This is a genomic window from Marinomonas gallaica (assembly GCF_049821165.1).
GTDB lineage: Bacteria > Pseudomonadota > Gammaproteobacteria > Pseudomonadales > Marinomonadaceae > Marinomonas > Marinomonas gallaica.
Window position 1 is genome coordinate 3,157,137 of sequence record NZ_CP187511.1, and the last position, 22,088, is coordinate 3,179,224.

Annotated in this window: 22 protein-coding genes; 7 read left to right on the forward strand and 15 right to left on the reverse strand. The window is 45.1% G+C overall.

Annotation, left to right across the window (positions count from 1 at the left end; translation table 11 throughout):
- Positions 1-75: 75 nt before the first annotated feature.
- Positions 76-1,041 carry a TAXI family TRAP transporter solute-binding subunit gene (locus tag ACPUEK_RS14870; RefSeq protein WP_417503742.1) on the reverse strand — a complete coding sequence of 322 codons (966 nt, stop codon included), beginning with the start codon at positions 1,039-1,041 and terminating at the stop codon, positions 76-78.
- A gap of 364 nt (positions 1,042-1,405) precedes the next feature.
- On the opposite strand from ACPUEK_RS14870, the gene ACPUEK_RS14875 reads away from it, so the two are divergent.
- On the forward strand, positions 1,406-3,088 hold the full coding sequence (locus ACPUEK_RS14875; RefSeq protein WP_425641230.1) for a transporter substrate-binding domain-containing protein: 1,683 nt from the start codon (positions 1,406-1,408) through the stop codon (positions 3,086-3,088).
- Positions 3,089-3,112: 24 nt separating this feature from the next.
- A complete protein-coding gene (locus ACPUEK_RS14880) occupies positions 3,113-4,516 on the forward strand; it encodes a sigma-54-dependent transcriptional regulator (RefSeq protein ID WP_067220693.1) in 1,404 nt (467 codons plus the stop codon).
- 15 nt (positions 4,517-4,531) lie between these two features.
- Here the strand turns inward: ACPUEK_RS14880 and ACPUEK_RS14885 are convergent, their stop codons facing one another.
- The 4 genes from ACPUEK_RS14885 to ACPUEK_RS14900 all read right to left on the reverse strand — a co-directional run bounded on the left by ACPUEK_RS14885 (position 4,532) and on the right by ACPUEK_RS14900 (position 9,364).
- Entirely contained in the window at positions 4,532-5,470 is a 939-nt protein-coding gene (locus tag ACPUEK_RS14885) for an AraC family transcriptional regulator N-terminal domain-containing protein (RefSeq protein WP_425641231.1), read from the reverse strand.
- Between the two features lie 73 nt (positions 5,471-5,543).
- Entirely contained in the window at positions 5,544-6,593 is a 1,050-nt protein-coding gene (locus ACPUEK_RS14890; RefSeq protein WP_067035979.1) for an NAD(P)-dependent alcohol dehydrogenase, read from the reverse strand.
- 307 nt (positions 6,594-6,900) lie between these two features.
- Positions 6,901-7,377, reverse strand: coding sequence for a GNAT family N-acetyltransferase (locus ACPUEK_RS14895; protein WP_211564821.1), 477 nt, complete (start codon positions 7,375-7,377; stop codon positions 6,901-6,903).
- Positions 7,378-7,492: 115 nt separating this feature from the next.
- On the reverse strand, positions 7,493-9,364 hold the full coding sequence (locus tag ACPUEK_RS14900; protein WP_425641232.1) for a methyl-accepting chemotaxis protein: 1,872 nt from the start codon (positions 9,362-9,364) through the stop codon (positions 7,493-7,495).
- Positions 9,365-9,545: 181 nt separating this feature from the next.
- On the opposite strand from ACPUEK_RS14900, the gene ACPUEK_RS14905 reads away from it, so the two are divergent.
- Complete coding sequence (locus ACPUEK_RS14905; protein ID WP_067220703.1) at positions 9,546-9,740, forward strand: hypothetical protein; 195 nt, start codon at positions 9,546-9,548, stop codon at positions 9,738-9,740.
- 3 nt (positions 9,741-9,743) lie between these two features.
- Here the strand turns inward: ACPUEK_RS14905 and ACPUEK_RS14910 are convergent, their stop codons facing one another.
- From ACPUEK_RS14910 to ACPUEK_RS14920, 3 genes are all read right to left on the reverse strand, one after another.
- Positions 9,744-10,709 (reverse strand): diguanylate cyclase, encoded by a 966-nt coding sequence (locus ACPUEK_RS14910; protein ID WP_425641233.1) that lies wholly within the window; start codon positions 10,707-10,709, stop codon positions 9,744-9,746.
- A 316-nt stretch (positions 10,710-11,025) separates the two neighbouring features.
- Complete coding sequence (locus ACPUEK_RS14915) at positions 11,026-11,586, reverse strand: TIGR00730 family Rossman fold protein (protein ID WP_067035962.1); 561 nt, start codon at positions 11,584-11,586, stop codon at positions 11,026-11,028.
- 51 nt (positions 11,587-11,637) lie between these two features.
- Positions 11,638-11,940, reverse strand: coding sequence for an antibiotic biosynthesis monooxygenase family protein (locus ACPUEK_RS14920; RefSeq protein ID WP_067035959.1), 303 nt, complete (start codon positions 11,938-11,940; stop codon positions 11,638-11,640).
- Positions 11,941-12,160: 220 nt separating this feature from the next.
- Here ACPUEK_RS14920 and ACPUEK_RS14925 point away from each other — a divergent pair, with 220 nt between their 5' ends.
- Positions 12,161-12,904, forward strand: coding sequence for a class I SAM-dependent DNA methyltransferase (locus ACPUEK_RS14925; RefSeq protein ID WP_425641234.1), 744 nt, complete (start codon positions 12,161-12,163; stop codon positions 12,902-12,904).
- Positions 12,905-12,929: 25 nt separating this feature from the next.
- Here ACPUEK_RS14925 and ACPUEK_RS14930 read toward each other — a convergent pair whose 3' ends face one another.
- Positions 12,930-13,970 (reverse strand): PLP-dependent cysteine synthase family protein, encoded by a 1,041-nt coding sequence (locus tag ACPUEK_RS14930; protein ID WP_067035953.1) that lies wholly within the window; start codon positions 13,968-13,970, stop codon positions 12,930-12,932.
- A 137-nt stretch (positions 13,971-14,107) separates the two neighbouring features.
- Here ACPUEK_RS14930 and ACPUEK_RS14935 point away from each other — a divergent pair, with 137 nt between their 5' ends.
- On the forward strand, positions 14,108-14,575 hold the full coding sequence (locus tag ACPUEK_RS14935; RefSeq protein WP_425641235.1) for an Lrp/AsnC family transcriptional regulator: 468 nt from the start codon (positions 14,108-14,110) through the stop codon (positions 14,573-14,575).
- A gap of 51 nt (positions 14,576-14,626) precedes the next feature.
- Positions 14,627-15,058, forward strand: a complete 432-nt coding sequence (locus tag ACPUEK_RS14940; protein ID WP_067220721.1) for a DUF3010 family protein — start codon at positions 14,627-14,629, stop codon at positions 15,056-15,058.
- A gap of 68 nt (positions 15,059-15,126) precedes the next feature.
- On the opposite strand, the gene ACPUEK_RS14945 is transcribed toward ACPUEK_RS14940, so the two are convergent.
- On the reverse strand, positions 15,127-16,329 hold the full coding sequence (locus tag ACPUEK_RS14945; protein WP_425641236.1) for an MFS transporter: 1,203 nt from the start codon (positions 16,327-16,329) through the stop codon (positions 15,127-15,129).
- A gap of 144 nt (positions 16,330-16,473) precedes the next feature.
- On the opposite strand from ACPUEK_RS14945, the gene ACPUEK_RS14950 reads away from it, so the two are divergent.
- On the forward strand, positions 16,474-17,340 hold the full coding sequence (locus ACPUEK_RS14950) for a LysR family transcriptional regulator (protein WP_425641237.1): 867 nt from the start codon (positions 16,474-16,476) through the stop codon (positions 17,338-17,340).
- Between the two features lie 110 nt (positions 17,341-17,450).
- Here the strand turns inward: ACPUEK_RS14950 and ACPUEK_RS14955 are convergent, their stop codons facing one another.
- The 5 genes from ACPUEK_RS14955 to ACPUEK_RS14975 all read right to left on the reverse strand — a co-directional run bounded on the left by ACPUEK_RS14955 (position 17,451) and on the right by ACPUEK_RS14975 (position 22,081).
- A complete protein-coding gene (locus ACPUEK_RS14955; RefSeq protein ID WP_067220726.1) occupies positions 17,451-17,717 on the reverse strand; it encodes a hypothetical protein in 267 nt (88 codons plus the stop codon).
- 55 nt (positions 17,718-17,772) lie between these two features.
- The gene (locus ACPUEK_RS14960) at positions 17,773-18,033 is read right to left on the reverse strand and encodes a hypothetical protein (protein ID WP_067035937.1); all 261 of its coding nucleotides are present in this window, start codon (positions 18,031-18,033) and stop codon (positions 17,773-17,775) included.
- A gap of 436 nt (positions 18,034-18,469) precedes the next feature.
- A complete protein-coding gene (gene umuC, locus ACPUEK_RS14965; protein ID WP_425641238.1) occupies positions 18,470-19,741 on the reverse strand; it encodes a translesion error-prone DNA polymerase V subunit UmuC in 1,272 nt (423 codons plus the stop codon).
- Complete coding sequence (gene umuD / locus ACPUEK_RS14970) at positions 19,738-20,181, reverse strand: translesion error-prone DNA polymerase V autoproteolytic subunit (protein ID WP_067035930.1); 444 nt, start codon at positions 20,179-20,181, stop codon at positions 19,738-19,740. The genes umuC and umuD overlap by 4 nt, the downstream gene beginning before the upstream one ends.
- A 214-nt stretch (positions 20,182-20,395) precedes the next feature.
- Complete coding sequence (locus ACPUEK_RS14975; protein ID WP_425641239.1) at positions 20,396-22,081, reverse strand: SulP family inorganic anion transporter; 1,686 nt, start codon at positions 22,079-22,081, stop codon at positions 20,396-20,398.
- Positions 22,082-22,088 lie beyond the last annotated feature (7 nt).

The window sequence follows — 22,088 nt, forward strand, 5'->3', positions numbered from 1 at the left end:
TAAGTTCGAACATAGAGAAGAAAAAGCGCCAGCAAGACTGACGCTTTGACGAACAATGCAACAGAGTGTTGTGGCTTACTTCACTAAGCCTTGTTCACGGTAGAATTTCTCGGCACCAGGATGCAGCGGTGCAACCAATGAAGAAGTGGCCATTTCAGCAGGTTGAAGTGGCGCAAAAGCCGGGTGCAGACGTTTAAAAGACTCGAAGTTTTCAAACACGGCTTTAGTCATTTGGTACACCACTTTATCCGATACATTCGCCGACGTTACGATGGTCGCTTTCGGGCCGAAGGTCGTCACATCATCAGGGTTGCCGTTGTACATACCGCCAGGGATAACCGCTTTAGAGAATTCAGCGTGTTTCGCTTGAATGCTTTTCGCAACGTCACCATCCAATGGAATCATACGTACATCACACGTTGTCGTCGCTTCTTGAGCGGAACCATTTGGTAAGCCCGCAACGAAGATGGTGACATCAAATTTGTCATCACACAGTGCTTGTGACATTTCAGACGATTTTAGTTCTGCTGCAAACGCAAAGTTGTCCGTTGTCCAGCCTTTTTCGGACATCAGCAATTCCATCATAGAACGGTTGCCTGAGCCTGGGTTACCAATGTTAACGCGCTTACCTTCTAGGTCCGCAAACGTCTTAATGCCAGAATCGGCGCGTGCCATTAAGTGAATCGGTTCTGGATGAAGAGAGAATACTGAACGTAGCTCAGGGAAAGGGTTACCTTCGAATTGGTTTTTGCCTTCAATCGCTGCGGCTTGTACATCGGATTGAGCAACACCAAACTCTAGTTCACCGGCACGAATGCTGTTGACGTTGTAACCGGAACCACCCGTAGACTCAACAGAACAACGAATGCCGTGCTCTTTACGATCTTTGTTGATCATACGACAAATCGAACCACCCGCTGGATAGTAAACCCCTGTTACACCACCGGTACCGATTGATACAAATTGAGTGTCTGCAATAGATACGGTTGCAGCAGCAGTAAACGCGGTAGCCAAAGCCGTTTTAAGCATTACTTTCTTCATTGAGAATTCCTCGTTATGTCTTTATTTTGTTATTAATTTGTCAAAACGAGTATCTACATCGCAAAGAAAGTGCCAACATTAAGAAATAAATATAAGCGATTGATTTTATTAAATAATTTAAAAATCACTACGCTTTTCATGAACACGACAACCTATAACTAAGGTTATAGATCCGCTTTGAAGTGACGGTATTGAGTACGTTATAGCGCGTAATACCGCACCTTCGGGGCTGAGATATAACCTTTTTTATACTTATAACTTTTGTTATAAGCATAAAACCCAAACCCCATTTGACAGCTTCTCATCCCTTAAAATAGCCGTTAAGATTCACCACCTTACTTATATATGTAGATAGTTTGATCACATGATGCGCAAGTTCATTTGGCTTATCTTGGCTCTTTGCTTTACCCCCTTTACGCTGGCAGAACAACATCTCGGCCCTTCTCTTGGCATGCAGAAACGTGTGGTCCACATTGCGGCGGACTATAATTACCCACCTTACGAATTTGTTGATGAAGACGGTACCCCTACGGGTTATACCGTTGAACTGAGTTACGCCATCGCGGAAGTCATGGGCTTTGATATCGAACTCACCATGACCGACTGGCAAAGCGCTTATACTGGGTTATTAGACGGCACCTTTGATGCCCTACAAAATATTGCCTATTCAGACGAACGTGCTCAAACCATTATCTTCTCCTCGCCCCACTCGATCGTGAATCAATCCTTGTTTGCGCGTAAAGATGGGCCGCACGTCAACGACATTAAAGAGGCTGCTGGTTACGAAGTTATTGTTCAAAATGCCAGCATCATGCACGAATATTTACAACGTAATGTGCCTGATGCCATCATCATTCCTGCTGCAACCCATTCTGCAGCCTTGCGCTTATTGGCTTCTGGCAAACACGACTTTGCTTTAACAGCTAACTCGCCGAGCCTGTACCTTAGCAAAGAAATGGGGCTGAGCAATTTAGAGCCGATCGCACGGCCTGTGGCCGGACAACGCTTGAGCTATGGCGCTCTACCTGCCAATGAAGACCTGATCGCATTGTTCAGTGAAGGATTAGCCATCTTAAAAAACACGGGGCGACAGCAAGCTATCTATGACAAATGGTTTGGCACCCTAGAACAGTCCAAAGTGCCCTGGAAAAAGCTCGGCCAATATGCGTTTTATACGATTTTGGCATTGCTGTTTATCTTAGGTGGCATCATGATCTGGAACCGCATGCTGCGCAAAGAAGTGGAGCGCCGTTCTCTGCAAATCAAGGCGCAGCAGGAACAACTTATTCAAGCCGATAAAATGGCGTCTCTTGGTGTATTGGTATCAGGGGTGGCACATGAGATCAACAACCCAACCGGTTTATTGATGCTGAATCTCCCCATCCTGCGCGGCGCTTGGGAAGATGCACTGCCCTATTTGGATGAGATCGAGCAAGAAAATCCAGGCATCATGCTGGGTGGACTGCCTTATCAACGCCTGAAAGCTGAGATTCCCTATTTACTCGATGAGATGCAACACAGCACAGATCGGATCCGCAATATCGTCAACGACTTAAAAGACTTTGCTCGGGAACAACCCGATGCTTTGTCTCAAGAAGTGGATTTAAATCAGGTCGTGGAAACCAGCATTCGTCTAGTCGACAAATCCATACGCAGTGCTACGGATCATTTCAATGTGCACCTGGATTTACGCCAGCCGCGTATAATGGGTAACCCACAACGTATAGAACAAGTTATCATTAACCTTGTTTTAAACGCATGCGATGCCATTGAGCACCCAAGTGCCACATTAGCGATTTCTACCACCCTAAGTGCCGACCAAAAAGAGGTGTTTGTTGTTGTAGAAGATGAAGGGTGCGGAATCGAACAAGAAGCCCTAGCGCGCTTAACCGAGCCGTTCTTTACCACGAAACGCGATCATGGCGGAACAGGGTTAGGGCTGTCTGTGTCTGCGGGCATTGTAAAAGCACACAAAGGTCGATTGTCTTTTTCATCAACCTTAGGCAAAGGCACTGTCGCCGTGGCAAGCTTTCCTATTGCACCTTAATGTTTCACTTAAGAGGACTTACGTTTGAATCAGCTGGCCTACCCACAATTTAATATCCTGTTAGTGGACGACGAACCTTCGTTTTTGCGCAGCATGTCACTGACCTTAGAGCGCTATGGCTTAAACAACATCCTAACGTGCTCTGAACCACAGCAAGTACAAAGCTTGATGTCTGAGCACACGATTGGCTTAGTGCTGTTAGATCTGACCATGCCCGTTATCTCTGGACAAGAATTACTGAAATGGCTGACAGAAGAGTACCCAGATGTCAGTGTCATTATCTTTAGCGGTTTAAATCAAGTCGATGCCGCCGTCAATTGTGTGAAGCAAGGCGCATTCGACTACATTGTTAAAACTGCCGACCAAGAGCAGATATTAGAGTCCATCAAGCGAGCGATCCATACACAAGAACTGAGCTTGGAAAACCAAGCCTTGCGCGCCCAGCTGTTATCCAGTGAATTGAATAACGCCGACCATTTTGCCGGTTTTATTACCGCTGATCCCAATATGATGTCGACATTTCGTTATTTAGAATCCATCGCACCAAGCAGCCAACCGGTACTGATTACGGGTGAAAGCGGCGTCGGTAAAGAACTAATCGCTGGGGCAATTCATGAGTTGAGTGGTCGAAAAGGCCCGTTGGTCACGGTCAACGTGGCGGGTCTTGATGATAATATCTTCTCAGACACACTCTTTGGACATGCGCGTGGCGCGTTCACTGGTGCCGATAAAGTACGCCAAGGTTTAGTGGAAAGCGCGGCGGGGGGCACTCTATTTTTGGATGAAATCGGCGACCTAAGCGCCACCTCTCAAGTAAAGTTATTACGTCTTCTGCAAGAGGGAGAATATTACCCTATCGGCAGTGATCGCCCAAAACGCATCCAAGCACGTGTCATCGTGGCAACGCACCAGAACTTAGCCGAGCAACAGCAAAAGGGCACCTTCCGCAAAGATTTATACTATCGGCTGCGCACTCATATGGTCAGTATCCGAGCGCTGCGCGAGCGTTTAAACGACCTTCCCTTATTGATTGACCACTTTATGCGTCAAGCTTGTGATGAATTGCAAAAGCCGTATTTAAACATTCCCAATGCATTGGCGCTGCATTTGCAAGACTACTCCTTCCCAGGCAACGTACGTGAACTGCGCGCCTTAGTATTCGACGCAGTCAGCCAAAGCGAACAAGAAACCTTAAATATTAGCGTCTTCGAACAGTTGCTGGGGAATCACTCGAAAGATGTATTTGAGCGCTCTGTGCGTTTCCCAGAAGACCAACCTCTGCCCACATTGACGCAATTAAGCAGACTGTTGGTAGAAGAAGCGATGAATCGTTCTAATCATAATCAATCGCTGGCCGCACGTATGCTAGGCATCTCACAGCCTGCGTTGAGTAAGCGTTTGAAAAACATGAAAGAAGGTGAAGAATGACTCACCAAGGATGTGCTAAAACGGCTGCATATCACGGCTGGGCGACACACCAAATGCTCGCGAGTATTCACGACTGAACTGAGAGGAGCTGGCATAGCCCACCTCAAATGCGGCGCGACTTACATCCATACTTTGTGAGCGGATCAAATGACGAGCGTGCTGCAATCTAACCGTTTTTTGATACTGCAAAGGACTCATCGAAGTAATCGACTTAAAGTGCGTATGAAAAGACGACACACTCATACCGCTTAGCGTAGCCAGCTGCTCCATTCTGATCGGCTGGGCGTAGTGATCTTTGAGCCAAGTAATCGCCTTTGACACCTTCTGAGCATGGGAATCCACCACCCCAAGCTGAGCGATAGCAGGTCCGACTGAACTTTTTAGCAGTCTAATCAGAATTTCATCGATGACCATCGGCACCAACAAATCTACGTATTCCTGTTCGACAATCAGCTCAAGTAAACGTACACAGGCTTTCATTACTCGTTGATCATTGCCTTTGACGTACACAGAACTGGCTTTGTCAGTTTTTGGCACACCATTAGGAAACACTCGAGGAATCAGTTCAATTAATCGGTCTTTATTAAGTGGCAACATCAAACAAAAATACGGTTCTTCCGGACTTGCCTGCATGATTTTATAATCTAACGGCACTTCCGCGGCGTAGACCACCATAGTGCTAGCATCTTCGGTATATTCCACACCGGCTTGCATCACCGACACATGTTTTGCGCCTTGCGGCACAATACAAATACTTGGAAGTGCCAACAGACAGTGCTGTTGACTTGAAAGTGTTGCGGACCGAGCAACGTGTACTTGGTTTTCTAATAATGGAAAGTACCCGTCATAAGGCGTCAACGTTGTTAACAATGACGCCATCTGCTTCAACGTTCGACTGAGCTCTACAGACAACTCACTGTTTGATGGCATTTGCGTAAACGTTTGTGGCGCCACTGCACACCTCACCTTAACAATAGAAAAGAGCAGTGATGATCACCACTGCTCTACGCATTCGCTTAACTGACGATTACTCTGCCGCTAGAGAAGCCATGTCGATGACGATACGATGCGCCATATCCCCTTTCGCCATACGCTCGAAAGCATCATTGATTTGATCTACGTTAATCATTTCACATTCAGGATAAACATTATGTTTGGCACAGAATTCAAGCACTTCTTGAGTTTCTTCAATACCGCCAATCAAAGAGCCTGCAATACGGCGTCGACCAGTGATCAAAGGTATTGTCATCGGTTCTTCTAAGGGCCCTACCTGACCGACAATGACCAAGGTGCCATCAATGTCCAGCAGTTGTGTGTAAGGTGTGACATCATGCTTAGCAGGCACTGTATCAATAATTAGATCAAAAGAGTTTGCCGCCGCTTGCATGGCTTCCTCATCAGACGATGCCAAGATACCAAGTGCGCCCATCGCTTTTGCATCTTGCTCTTTTTTCTTAGAGCGACTCAATACCGTTACTTCAGCCCCCATGGCAACCGCTAATTTAACCGCCATGTGCCCAAGACCACCAAGGCCAATCACACCAACACGAGAGCCTTCTTTCACGCCCCATGTACGCAGCGGTGAATAGGTAGTAATGCCCGCACACAAAATTGGCGCAGATTTAGAAAGATCCATATTTTCAGGCAAGCTCAGAACAAACTCTTCACGCACAACGATATGCTTTGAATAGCCGCCCTGTGTGATGTCACCCGAAATACGATCTGGTGAGCCATAAGTCATGGTTAATCCGTTGCGACAGTATTGCTCTTCGCCCTTATCACATTGATCACAGGCTTGGCAGCTATCGACCATGCATCCTACTGCTACTTTATCGCCAATCTTGTATTTGGTAACGTCAGTACCGATGGACTGCACCACACCTACGATTTCATGGCCAGGTACTAAAGGATAGGATTGTGGGCCCCAGTCACCGTTTACCGTATGCAAATCTGAGTGACAGACACCTGAGTATAAAATCTCAATCGCCACGTCATTGGCACGCAAATCTCTGCGTTCAAAATGATACGGCACCATGTGTGCATCAGAATCATGTGCCGCGTAACCTATGGTTTTCATAATACTTTACTCCCAGTTATTCTCTAGTTCGCTATCAATATCGTGTTGTTATGGTAATTAAGTCGCACAGCATACGCCTGCCTAATCCTATTTAGATCATGCCCAAAACTATAAACTCTAAAAAGGCAGCTAAAATTAACACCGTTAAAATTCTCTAAAAAACACTAAATTGATATGAAATGTGAACAAACTATCCAGTTATTTGTGATTTCCTGAAAGCGTCTATTGATATCGACCTGCTTATTCCTTCAGGAAAACATATAATCATCTGATAAAAACCAACGATCACGAAGCCATTGGTAGCTTTTTAATCCTGTGAAATATCTTTGTACATGATCAGGCAGTCCACTTTACCTAATCGGCCGTGACGATATGCATTAGGTACAGTACCGATGATGTCGTACCCAAGTTTTTGCCAAAGCTGCACAGCCACGCGATTGGTAGAGACAACCGCATTAAACTGCATCCCTGTAAAACCCAAATTTCGAGCGACTTGCTGTGAATGCTCACATAACTTACGTGCAAGACCTTTCCCTCGAGCTTTTTCACTGACCATATAACCGCAATTACACACATGATCGCCTGGGCCCATCGCATTCGCTTTTAAATAATACGTCGCTAATACCTCACCCTCTTCTTCAAATACATACGTCTTTGCGGGCAACATACACCAGATCTCATACGCTTGCTCTTGGGTCATATCTGCACGATAAGCGTAGGTTTCTTGTGCTTTAATAACGGCAGAAAACGTCGGCCAAAACGCTTTAAAATCTGCTTCGGTCATGGCTCTTATCACCTTAGACTCCTTACTTTGAAAGGCTACTGTCTCTTTATCATCATCGCATAAAAAAGCGCCTCATAAGAGACGCTTTCAAAATTACAACATAGGTCTTAAAGACTTATACAATAAAACGATCCAACAGGGCTTTCTGGGCGCTGGTACTTTCACGCTGCTTTTGCATTGATGCATTAGAAGAATCCGCTAGATCGGACACTTGTACCGACAAGTCTTTAATCTTCACGGCATTGGTACTAATGTCTTCTGCAACATGGCTTTGCTCTTGCGCCGACGAGGCGATTTGGATGTTCATATCACTGATACGCTCAATTGAGACACTGATTTTGCGCAGTGCTTCGTCAGCAAACTTGGCTTTCTCAACCGCCTCAGAGGCGGTATTTCGGCTTTCATTCATCGCGTTAGATACCGCTGTCGATCCGGCTTGTAGCTGCTCAATCATACTGCGTATTTCGGTGGTCGACTCTTGAGTACGCTGTGCCAGAGTACGCACTTCGTCCGCCACAACCGCAAAACCACGACCACTTTCACCTGCACGAGCGGCTTCAATGGCAGCATTCAACGCCAACAAGTTGGTTTGATCTGCGATGTCATTGATCACACTTAAAATGGTTTCAATATTCGACGTCGCGCTTTCTAAAGCACGAACTTGCGCTACGGCTTGCTCAATACGTTCCGCCAAACTATCAATTGAGCGTGCGGTTTCACTCACCACACTCGAGCCTTCAATGGTATTTCGATCGACATCCTGAGCCGCTTCAGAAGCGCTTTGCGCACTTTGTGCCACTTCATTTGCCGTCATTGCCATTTCATGAATGGCTGTGGCCAATAGATCTAACTCATGCATCTGCTTACGTGTCGCTTCAGCGGATTTGTTCGAGTCTTCTACCGTTTCATTACCCGACTCAACAATCTCATCACCGAGATGTTTAAGCTGTTGAATTTGTGACTGTAGGTTCTCGGTAAAGCTATTAAAGCCTGTTGCCAAACTCGCAAATTCAGGCGTGTTGTTTACCTCAATGCGCTTAGTTAAGTCGCCATCTCCTTTAGAAACGTTTTGAATGGCACGATTTAAACCGTCTAATGGACGTAACAAGGCTTTGATCATTATGGTTAAAACAACAAAACTGACTAACAAGCCAATGACACTGAAGATAACCGCATTGTTACGTAAAGAGCCTAGCGCGGCATACGCTTTCGCTTCATCAATGACCGCAACAATAAACCAGCCCTCTTCTTTGTCGGGTGTGATGTTAACGATATGATCCGTGCCATCAATAGAAACGGTTTGAGTACCCGCGGTTAAATTGACGCCAGGCAGCAGTTCCGATAATTTTTTACCATTATTCCCCGTGTTAGGATGTGCAATGGCAGTGCCTTTATCAGTAACTATGAATAGGTAGCCCGCATCAAATAAATTAATCGAATTAACCAGATCAGATAAACCACCTAGATCCATATCGTAAAATGATGTTCCAACAAACTGATTGCCATCGTAAATCGGATTGACAATCGAAATGACGATCTTGCCTGACGCCATATCTAAATACGGCTCGGTGACAGCTTGCTTTCCGCTGTTTTTCGCTAAGTTGTACCATGGACGCTGACGCGGGTCATAACTGCTATCTGGGTTCCAATCATCAACGTTTTCAAGAATAGCGCCATCTTTTTGATAACCAAAGCCAGCGCCTAAAAAGCTGCTTTTGAATGTCTTTTCTTCGAGAACATCCTTAACAAACTGTTGATCATTCGGGTTCAATGCCAGTGTTTCAGCGGCCATGTAGGCCATTGCTTTTTTGTTGGTCATTTCTGATCGAATGGTATTTTGCACACCACCCACCATTTCTTTCAAACTGTTTGAAACTAAATTTTCAACTTCGCTTCTCACGGTAACAAGCTGTTGTATACTTAGTAGACCAACGGTCAAAAGTAACAAGAATGTCGAAGCAGCGACGATTTTATGGCTAAAGCGCATTTACGGTACCTTATCGTTAAGAATTCAATAAAATTGACCTAGATCAATTATTTGAAGATTTCCTGACATTCTACACCGTAAATATGTCTTTTTATTTACTCTATATTCAGTATTGATCTAAATAATAAAGACTTTCTTTTTTGCTTCAATTTTTAAACTATGGAAATATGTCGATACACTTATGAATACTCACACATCATCTGATACTCAACAGGCATCATCTTCCAAAAAGATGAACGTAGCCATAGTGTTTTTTGCGGCGATCGCTGGGCTGTGGCTATTCCATCAACCTTTAGCTGACTTTGTTATGATGATGTTCAACAATTATCTTTCAGCCATGCAGACCTTGGTTGATCTTCAGTATTTTGCCTGCTAAGGGTCACTTTTTTTTAAACCAGTGATGTTGGTCTAACTCTGCGTATTCACGCTCACTTAAGCTCGAGTATTTGCAGGTTTTATTGCGTCCTTCTTTCTTCGCTTGGTACATGGCTTTGTCTGCACGTGAGATTAAAGCGAGCGTATCAAGATCTTTCTCATGGACCTGTGTCAATCCCATGCTCACCGTAACCTCAATTTCGTACAGCTCTGTTTCGCACGGAGATTTCTCAAGCCTTTGCCGCAATTTCTCAGCAAACTCATAAGCGTCATGTATGTCTTGTTCAGGGAGCAATATCGCAAACTCTTCCCCCCCTATTCGGCCAAACGATACTTCGGGGTCAAGTTCAGAACGAAACACGTCAACGACATGCTGAATCACTTCATCACCAGTCGTATGTCCTAATGTGTCGTTTACTCGCTTAAATAAATCAATATCGTACAGAATCAAAGAGAATGGCTTAGCACCGTGCTGATAATCTTGAACGTGTGTTTTTAAAATATTCGAGAAGGAACGGCGATTTAAAATCCCCGTCAGCTCATCAATTTCAGACAGGGTTTTCAGCTCTAATTCCAAATAGTGCTGCCGGGTGATGTTTTTTGCAATCCACAGTGCAACACGTTCGCCCTGCTCAATAATGGGTAAATACTTAATCGTACCTTCAAACCAAATCTCCTTTGGCACCATGACATGGTTGGGCAATTCAATCATCTCATCTTCATCAAATTTGTATTTGATGATCTGAGTTTCCTGCAGATGAATGGCGGTTCTAATAAGGGAAAGGAAGTCATCCGCCAAGTGATGTGGCATGACGTCGTGGAGGTATTTACCTATGAATGGTTTACAGTCAAATCCAGTCTTATTCTCATCGCCACCGTACACGTCAAGATAACGTCCCGATTCAGAAAACAAAAACATATGATCAGGCAATGTATCAATTACCGCGTAGTATCGGTCTAGCAAACCCATTAATCACCTAGTTAGGTAAGGTTCCGCATACGTCTGTCCCTACAAAAATGTACGCATGCAATATAATTTAAAGAGATGATAATCGGTATAGGTACTGGCGTAGTGCACTCCACTCTGCCTCGTACTCATACCATAGCCATTTACCATAGGTAGATATATAGAAAACAGCATACTGTAAAGACCAAAATATACGCAACACATTAATCATGAAAAATTTAATGATTATAGGTCAGCTATAAAAAGTGCCCATTTCAATCCTAATGGACACTTTTATTATGCTTTTCTCTTTCAAAAATTCAGGTTAGGTGCTCTGATCTTAGCCCCATTTCTTTTTAGGTGGTTGATAGGTTTTTAATGCCGTCAGCAGTTCATCCGCCTGATCGGTGTTGATCAACATATCAACATATTGAGGGCGAATGAAACCAGCTTCGCTCATCTGTCGTACCATTGACATAAGTGGATCATAAAACCCCATGACATTGTAAAAAGCACACGGTTTAGCATGATGACCTAATTGTGCCCATGTCCATACCTCAAAAATTTCTTCTAATGTGCCAGCGCCACCCGGTAGCGCTACAAAAGCATCCGCAAGATCGGCCATTTTAGCCTTACGCTCATGCATATCGGCGACCACATGTAACTCTGTTAAATGTTCATGTGCGATCTCTTTGCTTTTCAAGTATTCAGGAATAACACCGTATACTTTGCCACCATGAGCCAGCACGGCATCAGCAATAGTGCCCATTAGACCGACATCGCCACCACCATAGACAACGTCCACTCCCTGCTCTGCAAAATATTTCCCTAATGCCTTAGTTGTTTCGACATAGCGCGGGTCATTGCCACTGCTGGCGCCACAAAATACTGCAACTTTCATTGTGAAACCTACTTTATTGTTGTTGATGAAATGCTTTCTACGATAGGCAATTTAGATGACAGCTTCAAAACACTCTAACTGAGGATGCCCCAAATAGATCTCACGTCGGCTACCGGCATTCGCATGGGCTTTGCGAAAAGCATCAGACTTTGTCCACGCTTCAAAAGCCTCACGTGATTCCCATGTAGCATGGGAGGAAAACAGTGTGTACTCTTCCGTCGTCGGCCCCTGCAGTAAATTAAACGATTTGAAGCCAGGCACATCTTCTAAATAAGAGTCGCGGTTGCGCCAAATATCAAGAAATTCATGCTCACACCCTAGCTTGACTCTGAAACGATTCATCGCAATAAACATAAACACTCTCTCTTAGCCGTTAATATCGGCGTTGTTTCAATGCCCTTTATAGAGCAGTATGCTTTATTAATGGTGCTGATATGACGTATTAAAAGCCCACCCCTTCATACAGCATGCCATCGACTCTTTTGATCACATTAAAAAATTAATTTTCTAAGTGGATTTAGCCTATTTTCGACGCTATGATGCACGACCTTTTTCTTCTCCCAGAGCTGCCAATATGTCTGAAACGGTTTTGTATACTGACTTGTCAGCTTACTATGACTTAATGTGTGCCGATATTAATTACCAAGCACAAAGTGATTGTGTCCACCGCCTCCATCAAATCTTTGGTAACAAAGGCGTATCTCATCTCGATATTGGCTGTGGTACTGGCCCTCATATCCGACATTTTTTAGATCACGGTTACCAATGCCAAGGTCTAGATCTGAACCAGCCAATGCTTGATCAGGCGCAAATCCGTTGCCCAGAAGCCGCTTTCACTTTACAAAATATGTGTGAGTTTCGTATTGATCAGCCAGTCGATTTGATTACCTGTTTTTTGTATTCAATCCATTACACTGGCGAGCTGCAACCGCTACAACACTGTATTGGCGCAGTCGCTAAGGCCCTCAATGCGGGCGGGGTATTCTGTTTTAATGCCGTCGACAAAGACCATATCGACAATCAATCTTCTGTTGCGCATTCAACACATCAAGATAACAGCTGCTTTGATTTTCGTTCGGGTTGGTATTATGAAGGACAAGGTGATCAACAAAAGCTGCGTCTAAGCATCCGTAAAACAACAGATGAGCACGTGGAATGCTGGCAAGATAGCCATCCGATGGTCGCCATCGACTTTGCGCAACTGACAAAAATGCTTGATCCCTACTTTGAAGTCACTGTTCTTGAGCACAATTACGACACTCTACAACCGTTAGAGGTTAATTCAGGTAACGCATTATTCGTCTGTGTTAAACGCTAAGACAGCTATTCTATTAGCGCATCCCTTACGAGCTGAATACACTCAGCTCGTTTAGGTAACGCTCAATATCACCTAACTCGCGCGCCACCCATTCAGGGTTATAGTAGGTGTCCTGATAACGCTCACCACCATCACACATCAAGGTGACAATAGAGCCAGCCTCATGATTTGCCTGCATCGCTTTTGCAACCTGTAACACGCCCCAAAGATTGGTGCCTGTAGAAGGCCCAGCTTTGCGCCCAGTTTGTTGTGCTAACCAATGCATCGTTGCCACACTCGCTGCATCGGGTACTTTTAACATGGCATCAATCACATCCGGCTGAAACGACGCTTCAACCCTAGGACGCCCAATACCTTCTATTCGACTGCCTCGTCCGATGGTTATACTTGAATCTTTGTTTGTATAACCGTCGTAGAATGCTGAGTACTCTGGGTCAACAACAACTAACTGTGTGTCCAAGCCTTGATAACGAATGTAACGCCCAATGGTCGCTGATGTACCGCCAGTTCCCGCACTCATGACTACTGTATGCGGCACCGGGTGTGGCTCTAATGCCATCTGACCGAACATACTCTCCGCGATGTTATTGCTCCCGCGCCAGTCCGTCGCTCGTTCTGCATAGAGAAACTGATCCATAAAGTGGCCTTGTACCTGTTGTGCCACATTAACGGCCTCATCATGCATACGCGTGGCGCAAGCAACAAAATGGCATTGCCCTCCATACTGTTCAATTTGACGAATTTTACTTTGTGCCGTTGAACTAGGCATCACCGCAATAAAAGGTAACCCAAGCATTCGTGCAAAATACGCTTCTGATACGGCTGTACTGCCAGACGATGCTTCGACCACAGTCGTGCCTTGCTTTATTTTGCCGTTACACAGTGCGTAGAGAAATAATGAACGTGCCAAACGGTGCTTCAAACTGCCGGTTGGATGCGTGCTTTCATCTTTCAGGTAAATATCAATGCCTCGAAAGTTTAACCCCTCCAGTTTGATCAAATGCGTATCCGCAGAGCGTTGATAATCCGCATTGATTTTCGCGATGGCATCACTTACCCAGTTCATATAGCACTCCTCGTTGACTGTTTTATCTGCTTTAAATGTAATCTTTTGGTGGGAAAATGCTTAGCTATTTTTTACCTATAAATGCTATTTTTAAGCAAATTATGCTTTTAAATACACATATAATAGAAAAAATAACCATGGACAGCATTGATCTAAAAATCCTAGATATTCTACAGCGTGATTGCACTATCGCCATTCAAGACATCGCCGAACGGGTCAACCTTTCGACCTCGCCCTGCTGGAAGCGTATTAAGCGCATGGAAGAGCAAGGCATTATCAAATCCCGCGTTGCCTTGCTGGACGGCAGTCAGATCAACTTAGGCATCTCCGTTTTCGTTCATATCAAAACCCTACGTCATGATAATGCTTGGCTGACGTTCTTTTCAGAGCGTATCTTGAGCTTCGATGAGGTCGTCGACTGCTACCGCATGTCTGGCGAATGGGACTACTTTTTACGCGTTGCCGTAAAAGACATTCATGCCTTCGATAGTTTTTATAAAAAGCTCATCAAAGACATTGATGGCTTAAGCAATGTGTCGTCTAGCTTTGCTATGGAAGAAATTAAGCACACAACTTGCCTGCCAATCGATGTTGGGACTTTATGATTACTGACGATGTGCGATAATGCGGCTCGGACATTCAGCTAGGACATTCTTATGGTTACATGTGGTATCGAAATCAAAGGCAGCGAAATTATTCTTTGCCTATTGTCTAAACAAGATGGGTTGTTTCAACTGCCGGATTGCCGTCAGGTGCGCCATGCAATGAAGCACTCTGATGACGCAGAAGCCATGCGTAAATTTCAATTTATGCTGAAGAAGCTGTTTGAAGATTACAAGGTTGAACATGTCGTTATTCGCGAACGACCAACTAAAGGAAAATTCGCCGGTGGTGCCGTTGGATTCAAAATGGAAGCGGCTGTTCAGCTCATTGATGGCTTAAGCGTTGAGTTAATGAATAACGCTACGATGAAAGACATCATCAAGCATAACCCATTGCCAATCCATTTTTCTGACACTGGACTAAAAGCCTTTCAAGAAGGCGCTTTCACAGTGGCGTATGCGGCCCTAAGCAAACAGCCAGAGTGATGTTATCGCAATAAAAAAAGCCCCGCTAAGAACACCTTAGCGGGGCTTCGTCTTTTTAAATAGATGGTTTAAACAGCACCGACCAGAGGTTGCTCATCTACTGGCTTACGATCACTTAAATAAATGTACGCCGCCAACACAAACAACACACATCCCATCGCTGTGATCAACCAATATACATTCATCAAACTGCCGGTGAATTCATTAATCGCACCCGCCGCCAAGTTGCCTAACGCACCGCCTAAACCAAAGGTCACCATACCAATGCCGTTGATCTGCATGGTTGCTTTTGAGCTATAGTGCTTGCTTACCCAACCAGCAACAATTCCCCAAATCGGGAAGTACATTAAGCCGTAGCCTAGACCCGCTAACAGAACAAAGCGCGCTGGGTCATAAGTGAAAGCTAATAATCCCAAAGCAAAGGCACCAAAGATGATTAACAACGCAATCCCATGGCCTTTACTATCAGCAAGTTTACCCGCAAAGAAGCCGACGACCATACCCGTCATACCGATTACACTCCAAGTGTAACCACCTAATGCTGCAGGCAAATTCAGTTGCGCTAAGAACGTATTCAACCAAGTAGAGAACGTCATCGTAGAAAGACCAACTAAGAACAACACCAAGCAAGATAAAAATGCTGTACGTTCTTTGAATACTGTCGCAAACAATTGACGAGACGTCATCGCAAACGTTACTTCAATATCGTGCTCTTCTTTGTTTTGACGCATGTGGCGCAGCAAAGTAATGGTCGCAAACAAAGTAATCAAACCAAACACAGACGCTGCGATCCAACCACTGCGCCAGCCAAAAACCGGTACGACCAGCAAGATAATCAAACCATTTAAGCTGTAACCCCATGCGGTTCCGCTTGAAGCAATGGATAAATTAGTTGAGGTACGGTCTAAACGGCCAAAACTGGTCACCATTTCGACAATCCCGCCCCAGCTAATCGCTGCACTCGCGGCCATGACCGTCAATACACATGTGATAATCAATGGATCGTTTAGCCACGCCATGGAAAATAATAAGCAGCTGGTTAAGATCCCCGTGCCAATCAAAAGACGACCTGAGTCCATACGATGGCCAATAATACCGAGAATCATCGCGCCGCCTAAATACGACAACTGCGTCAGCGCACCGATGGTGGCAAGATGCCAACTGGTAATGTCAATTGACTCTTGCATCAGCGGCACCAATGCAGCAAATAAGAACAGACCGAAGCCATGACTAATAACTTGATTAAACCCAAATGTAATCGCCATGCGCATAGCACACTCTCCTGCTTAAAACGATATATGGAATTTCGGTAAGTCGCCGATGCAACCTATGAGCGCCATATTAGGGGCTTGCTTTTATTCAGTAAATCGATAAATATTCAACTCTACGTTCAACTTTATTGAAAACTAAACGCCATGCACGATTTACCTATTAATTTACTGCGAACCTTTATGGTCGTGGCGGATACTCTAAATTTAACCGAAGCCGCAAAACTGCTGCATAAGGCCCCTTCCACGGTGAGCATGCAGCTGAATCGCTTGGAAGATTTGATTGAAAACCCATTGATGGAACGAGGTCAGCATGGGGTTCGACTTACTGCCGTGGGCGTCCAATTAACTACCCATGCGCAGCAGCTGTTGAATCTGCATGATCAAATCGTCGGCTCTTTTCAGAATATGGACATTAATGGCGTAGTGCGTCTTGGTACACATGACCAATACGCAACTCGAACGCTCGCACCGATTTTACAAGATTTCATTTTGAGCTATCCAGAGGCACAACTTGAAGCCTTTTGTGATTACCGTCCAAACCACTTAGTCGATTTATTGGATAAAGGTAAGCTGGACATCGCATTGGTTGAAATGGTGGCGGATACGGAAGGCGGCATTCGACTGCGCCGAGACGAATTAGTGTGGATTGGTTCAAAAGACCATTTCGTTCATACACAGGCGATATTGCCTCTCGTGGTTTTTGATGAGGGCTGTAAGCATCGGCACTATGCTTGTGAAGCACTTAAAAAGGCTGAAATCCCCTACCGTATTGCGTTTACAAGCCAAAGCCGTGCCGGGGTACTGGCGGCTGTTCGCGCTGGCATTGGCATTGCTATTGTTCCGTATCACACACTCGAAGAGGATTTAGTCGTTCACAGAGAGTTTCCAGAATTACCGGATATGGAAGTCACTTTATTTACGTCGAATAAAATTAACGAAGCGACTCGACGATTGGAAAAAATCATTATCAACAGTCCTGTCTTTAATCCAATGAATAATGAGTTTCATTAATGTTCTTTCGTTCGGCCATATAAAAACAAAGCCCTGATTAACGAGTAATCGGGGCTTTATTTTTATCAAGAGCTAAAGGGGAATAAAGCTCTATTTACCAATACACAGTGTTAATAAGTACTGTGTTCATTGTATTGGCTTTGCAATGTGTCAATCTTGTCTTCGTAAGCGTCTACTTTCTGAGATAATGTCGTCGGACTATTAAATTCAACGTTTGGGTTAGTATCAACGCCCATCGTTTCAAGTTGAGCAGAAAGTGCTTTTGCATGCGACTGTGAATCTAAGTAGTCGTCTTGTAGATTGTTATCGCCAGAGGCAAAAGAAGCGGAAGCGGCTAACGTTAGCGTTGCGATCATAGCGGGTGTTTTAAAATTCATATCATTCACCTATATGCTTTAAAAAATAATAGCTTAGAAAATTTTAGCTGCGTTTTTATTGCGACGTTTCAAGGCTATTTAGTACGCCTTTCAGCTCCATGTTTTTTTCTTTTACGGTATCTAGCTTTTGTGACGTCGTCATTGGCTCCGTATACAACGAATCAACTTGGTAGCCTTCGGACTCTATTTCAGTTGCCATTGATTCGTAACGTGCTTCAGCCATACGAAGATCATCAGAGATGTTGTCGGCAAACGCTGGCGATGTGATGGCAGAGGTTGCTAAAACAGCTGATGTGATTGCAATTAACTTTTTCATGATGAGCCTCCTGCTAAGGTCTCTTTTATTAAACATTAAACGTTTGCGTGTTAACTTTCGTTGCACTCAACGTTTTGCGTTTCGATGTTATTAATACTAGAGGCCATGCGGAATAAGAAAAGGTCTAAAAACTCCGTTTCAACTTTCCTCCATTAATTTCGGTAAATGTGCTGTCTACTGTTATTAATGCAAGAATAATGGAAGTAGCTAACCATTCATTCTCTAAACCAGCTAAAGTTCGCAAATACAGTCTAATTTAACTTGAGTTATAAACGGAATTTAAACAACAGGTGTACATAGTTTGCGCAATCTACTCATATCAGCACATAGTAAGTCGAACAAAGCACTATAGACGGATTTTCAACGCCCCAGACTTACTCATTTGAAATCTGTTTCTTCAATGCGATTCAGTCGATTTATTCGATATTGGGACGCATCAACGCACGATAGGCAAGTCAGACCATTGCGTCGTGTACGCTGGTGACAAGTGATCGCGCTTCATTGACCAAGGGGTTGAAGTGCCTTGCGCTGCTAGAAAAACCTTTCCAAGGCGACTGTGGTTAATGTTGTCTATTACCTCCATCAGTGCTTTTGACCCCTTGCGTACTGGATCTGCTTGGAACATATCCTGTTGGTAGGCATGATGCTCATAAAAGTCTGTCAGCATAACGCCCGCTTTAGCGTATCGGTAACCAGGGCGATAAAGCTTTTCGAGTACCTCATAAGCCGCCTTGAGTAAGTCACGGGAATCATTCGTTGGATGAGATAATTCAATGGTCAATGCATTCGTGTAATAGGCATCATTGGGGTTAAACGCACCGGTTCGTATAAACACTTGTACCACTCGCGCTAACCGCTGCTCAGAGCGCAGTTTTTCAGCGGCACGCCCCATATACTTAGCAATGGCTTCTTTTAATGCCTCTTTTTCGATGATGCGTGTACCAAATGAACGACTGCAGACAATTTGCTGTTTCACTGGCACTGCGTCTTCAAGCGCGATACAAGACACCCCATTAAGTTCTTGAACCGTTCGCTCTAATACCACCGAAAACTCACTGCGAATAACCTTTGAATTGGCGTCGGCTAAATCCAGCGCAGTGTAAATGCCGCGTTCATATAGACGCTTACTTAAACGTCTTCCGACCCCCCAAACATCCGACACATCCAGCAATGCCAACAAACGGCGCTGACGGTCACGCTCCATTAAATTTACCACTGAGCCTGTCGCAGGATAAGTTTTTGCCGCGTGATTGGCGAGTTTAGCCAATGTTTTAGTCGGCGCAATGCCCACCCCTACCGTAATACCAGTGCATTGATCGACTTTAGCTTTGAGATGTTGTCCAAAACTTAGAACATCCACACAACCATCTAACCCTGTTAAATCCAGAAAGGCCTCGTCAATTGAGTAAATTTCGACGTGCGGCGCTTCCTCTTCTAACAAAGACATCACTCGTTGCGACAAGTCCGCATACAATGCGTAGTTGGATGAGAAGCACACAATATTATGTTGCTCGATCTGATCTCGTATTTGGAACACGGGCACGCCCATTTTAATTCCCAACGCCTTTGCTTCTTTTGAACGCGCGACAACGCAGCCATCGTTGTTCGACAACACAACCACCGGACGATGTTTTAAATCCGGACGAAAAAGCTTTTCACAACTGGCGTAAAAGTTATTGCAGTCCACTAAAGCAAAAATAGAACTCACCGCTCCAACCTACGCACTACGCCGGTCACAATGCCAAATATTTCCAACTCGGAGTGCTCCGAAATCGGGATCACCGGATACGCTTTATTATGAGGACGCAACACGGTTGTTGGTTTCAGCTGCAACTCTTTGACGGTTAACTCACCATGAATCGAGGCAATCACAATATCGCCGTGTTTAGCACTTAAAGAGCGATCAATGACCAACACGTCTCCAGAATGAATCCCCGCCTCGACCATAGAATCCCCTTGTGCTCGCACAAAAAAGGTCGAGCTGGGATTCTGAATACATAATTCATTTAGATCTAATGAGCGCTCAACAAAATCCTGAGCAGGTGATGGAAAGCCTGCCGAGACAGACTCAACATAAAGCGGAATAGCCATCTGCTTAGACGCAAGAAAAGCGGCCGACTCCGCAGAACCGAGGTATGTCACACGCATAACGATCCCCATATGCTGTATATTTATACAGCATTATAGCTCAGTTTTTATAAAGACCCATCTATTTTTAACATTCAGATACAACAAAACCCCGACAAGCAGAGCTCACCGGGGTTTTGTTGTCGGGCGACAGGGCTAAAACGCAAGCAACTATGTCAAAGCCGTAGAATATAGAGCTAGATCAGTGTTTATAGAGTCCAACGTATCGGCTCATTCATGAATGGGCGTGTACTTTATAAGCTTCAACAACATCGGAAACGGATTGATAATAAGCGTCTTCGCCCACCTGTTCAGTAATGCCAGAACGATCCAATTCTTCGCGAACCCGATCCGACACTTCTGCAAAAACAAGCCTAACGTGACATTTTTGCAATTCGTCGACGAGAGAAAGCAAGGTTTTTGCTGAGGTATAGTCCACATCATCCACCGCATTCGCTTCGATACAAAACCAATCTAATGCGGGTCGAGCACTGTTCACTAAGTACAAGACCTCTCGGTTCATCAGCGCCGCGTTGGCGTAATACATCCCATGAGTGAAGCGATACACCTGCAGCCCCGGCATCAACTGAGCATTGTTGTTAAGTGGCACCCCACGCCAGCGACCATGACCATTGGGTACAATGACACTGTTCACCGGCCGATACCCATGGCGAGTATGAACCAGAAGAGACAAGGCAATGGCAGCCAAAATACCCAGTTCAACCCCTAGAACGACAACGGCAATCATCGTAGTCAACGCCACCCAAAACTCCCAGCGGCGCTCATACCACACATCTCGGAGTCCTTTAATGTCGATCAATTCAATGCCGACCAAAAACACAATCGTCGCCAGCGTAGCGTGAGGTAGGTACGCCAAAGGCTCTGTTAGAAACAGCAACACCGCCACAACCACCGCCACCGTAATCAAATGAGATAGTTGACTGCGACCTCCGGAACCGTCCAGCATTTGAGTTTTGGTTGGACTGCCATTGACCACAAACGCACCGGATAAACCCGCGCCTAAATTGGCCATGCCAAGGCCAATCAGATCGGCATTATCATCGACTGTTTCTTGATGGCGCGCAGCATAAGCACGAGAGGTGGCAGAGCTTTGCGCAATAATCACCATAAACATGGCAAACGCGGTTGGAATCAGCTGTGTAAATTGATCCCACGTTAACATAAACACAGGGAACTGGAGTGTAGGCAAACCGCTCGGCACGGCCCCAACGAGAGCTAAGCCATGTGTTTGTAGGTCCAGTAGCCAACTCACAATCATCGCGCCGATTACGGCAAGTAACGCGCCCGGTATCCGCGGCGACCATAAACGCATCCCAACCACCAAAATAAGTGTCAATAAAGACACGACTAGCGTGTAAATATTCAAACTATTCAATGCCGGCCAATGCAACACTAAGTGTGCTAATGAACTGACGCCTTCATGCTCAATGCCCAGCATTCCCGATACTTGACTTAAGGAAACTTGTATGCCAACACCACTAAGAAAGCCGATCAATACGGTGCGCGATAAGAAATTGGCCAACACGCCTAAGTTGAGTAAGCGTGCAATAAGCAACATCGCACTGACCAACAACGCCAGAGTTCCAGCCATGGCCATGTAATCATCCGAACCAGCCAGCGCCATACCCGCTAATGCCGTGGCTAACATCGCTGCGGTGGCTGAATCAGCACCGACCACCAGTTGTCTCGATGCCCCAAATACAGCGAATAACAACATAGGCAGCAGCATGGTATAAAGCCCCGTCACCACCGGCACTCCTGCAATTTGTGTATAACCCATTACTTCAGGAATCGCGAGCGCGGCCAATGTTAGGCCCGCAATGGCTTCTTGCGAAAAACGGGATTTAGACAAAGGCAGTAGCCCTTGCAACAGGCGGTAACGCTGACGTCCGATGGTCATGTATCGA

Bases quoted from the DNA above. Each gene is read 5' to 3' on its own strand.
- ACPUEK_RS14870 (WP_417503742.1), bottom strand. From the start codon at position 1,041: ATGAAGAAAGTAATGCTTAAAACGGCTTTGGCTACCGCGTTTACTGCT.
- ACPUEK_RS14875 (WP_425641230.1), top strand. From the start codon at position 1,406: ATGATGCGCAAGTTCATTTGGCTTATCTTGGCTCTTTGCTTTACCCCC.
- ACPUEK_RS14890 (WP_067035979.1), bottom strand. From the start codon at position 6,593: ATGAAAACCATAGGTTACGCGGCACATGATTCTGATGCACACATGGTG.
- ACPUEK_RS14895 (WP_211564821.1), bottom strand. From the start codon at position 7,377: ATGACCGAAGCAGATTTTAAAGCGTTTTGGCCGACGTTTTCTGCCGTT.
- ACPUEK_RS14900 (WP_425641232.1), bottom strand. From the start codon at position 9,364: ATGCGCTTTAGCCATAAAATCGTCGCTGCTTCGACATTCTTGTTACTT.
- ACPUEK_RS14905 (WP_067220703.1), top strand. From the start codon at position 9,546: ATGAATACTCACACATCATCTGATACTCAACAGGCATCATCTTCCAAA.
- ACPUEK_RS14910 (WP_425641233.1), bottom strand. From the start codon at position 10,709: ATGGGTTTGCTAGACCGATACTACGCGGTAATTGATACATTGCCTGAT.
- ACPUEK_RS14915 (WP_067035962.1), bottom strand. From the start codon at position 11,586: ATGAAAGTTGCAGTATTTTGTGGCGCCAGCAGTGGCAATGACCCGCGC.
- ACPUEK_RS14920 (WP_067035959.1), bottom strand. From the start codon at position 11,940: ATGTTTATTGCGATGAATCGTTTCAGAGTCAAGCTAGGGTGTGAGCAT.
- ACPUEK_RS14925 (WP_425641234.1), top strand. From the start codon at position 12,161: ATGTCTGAAACGGTTTTGTATACTGACTTGTCAGCTTACTATGACTTA.
- ACPUEK_RS14930 (WP_067035953.1), bottom strand. From the start codon at position 13,970: ATGAACTGGGTAAGTGATGCCATCGCGAAAATCAATGCGGATTATCAA.
- ACPUEK_RS14935 (WP_425641235.1), top strand. From the start codon at position 14,108: ATGGACAGCATTGATCTAAAAATCCTAGATATTCTACAGCGTGATTGC.
- ACPUEK_RS14940 (WP_067220721.1), top strand. From the start codon at position 14,627: ATGGTTACATGTGGTATCGAAATCAAAGGCAGCGAAATTATTCTTTGC.
- ACPUEK_RS14945 (WP_425641236.1), bottom strand. From the start codon at position 16,329: ATGCGCATGGCGATTACATTTGGGTTTAATCAAGTTATTAGTCATGGC.
- ACPUEK_RS14950 (WP_425641237.1), top strand. From the start codon at position 16,474: ATGCACGATTTACCTATTAATTTACTGCGAACCTTTATGGTCGTGGCG.
- ACPUEK_RS14955 (WP_067220726.1), bottom strand. From the start codon at position 17,717: ATGAATTTTAAAACACCCGCTATGATCGCAACGCTAACGTTAGCCGCT.
- ACPUEK_RS14960 (WP_067035937.1), bottom strand. From the start codon at position 18,033: ATGAAAAAGTTAATTGCAATCACATCAGCTGTTTTAGCAACCTCTGCC.
- umuD (WP_067035930.1), bottom strand. From the start codon at position 20,181: ATGCGTGTGACATACCTCGGTTCTGCGGAGTCGGCCGCTTTTCTTGCG.
- ACPUEK_RS14975 (WP_425641239.1), bottom strand. From the start codon at position 22,081: ATGACCATCGGACGTCAGCGTTACCGCCTGTTGCAAGGGCTACTGCCT.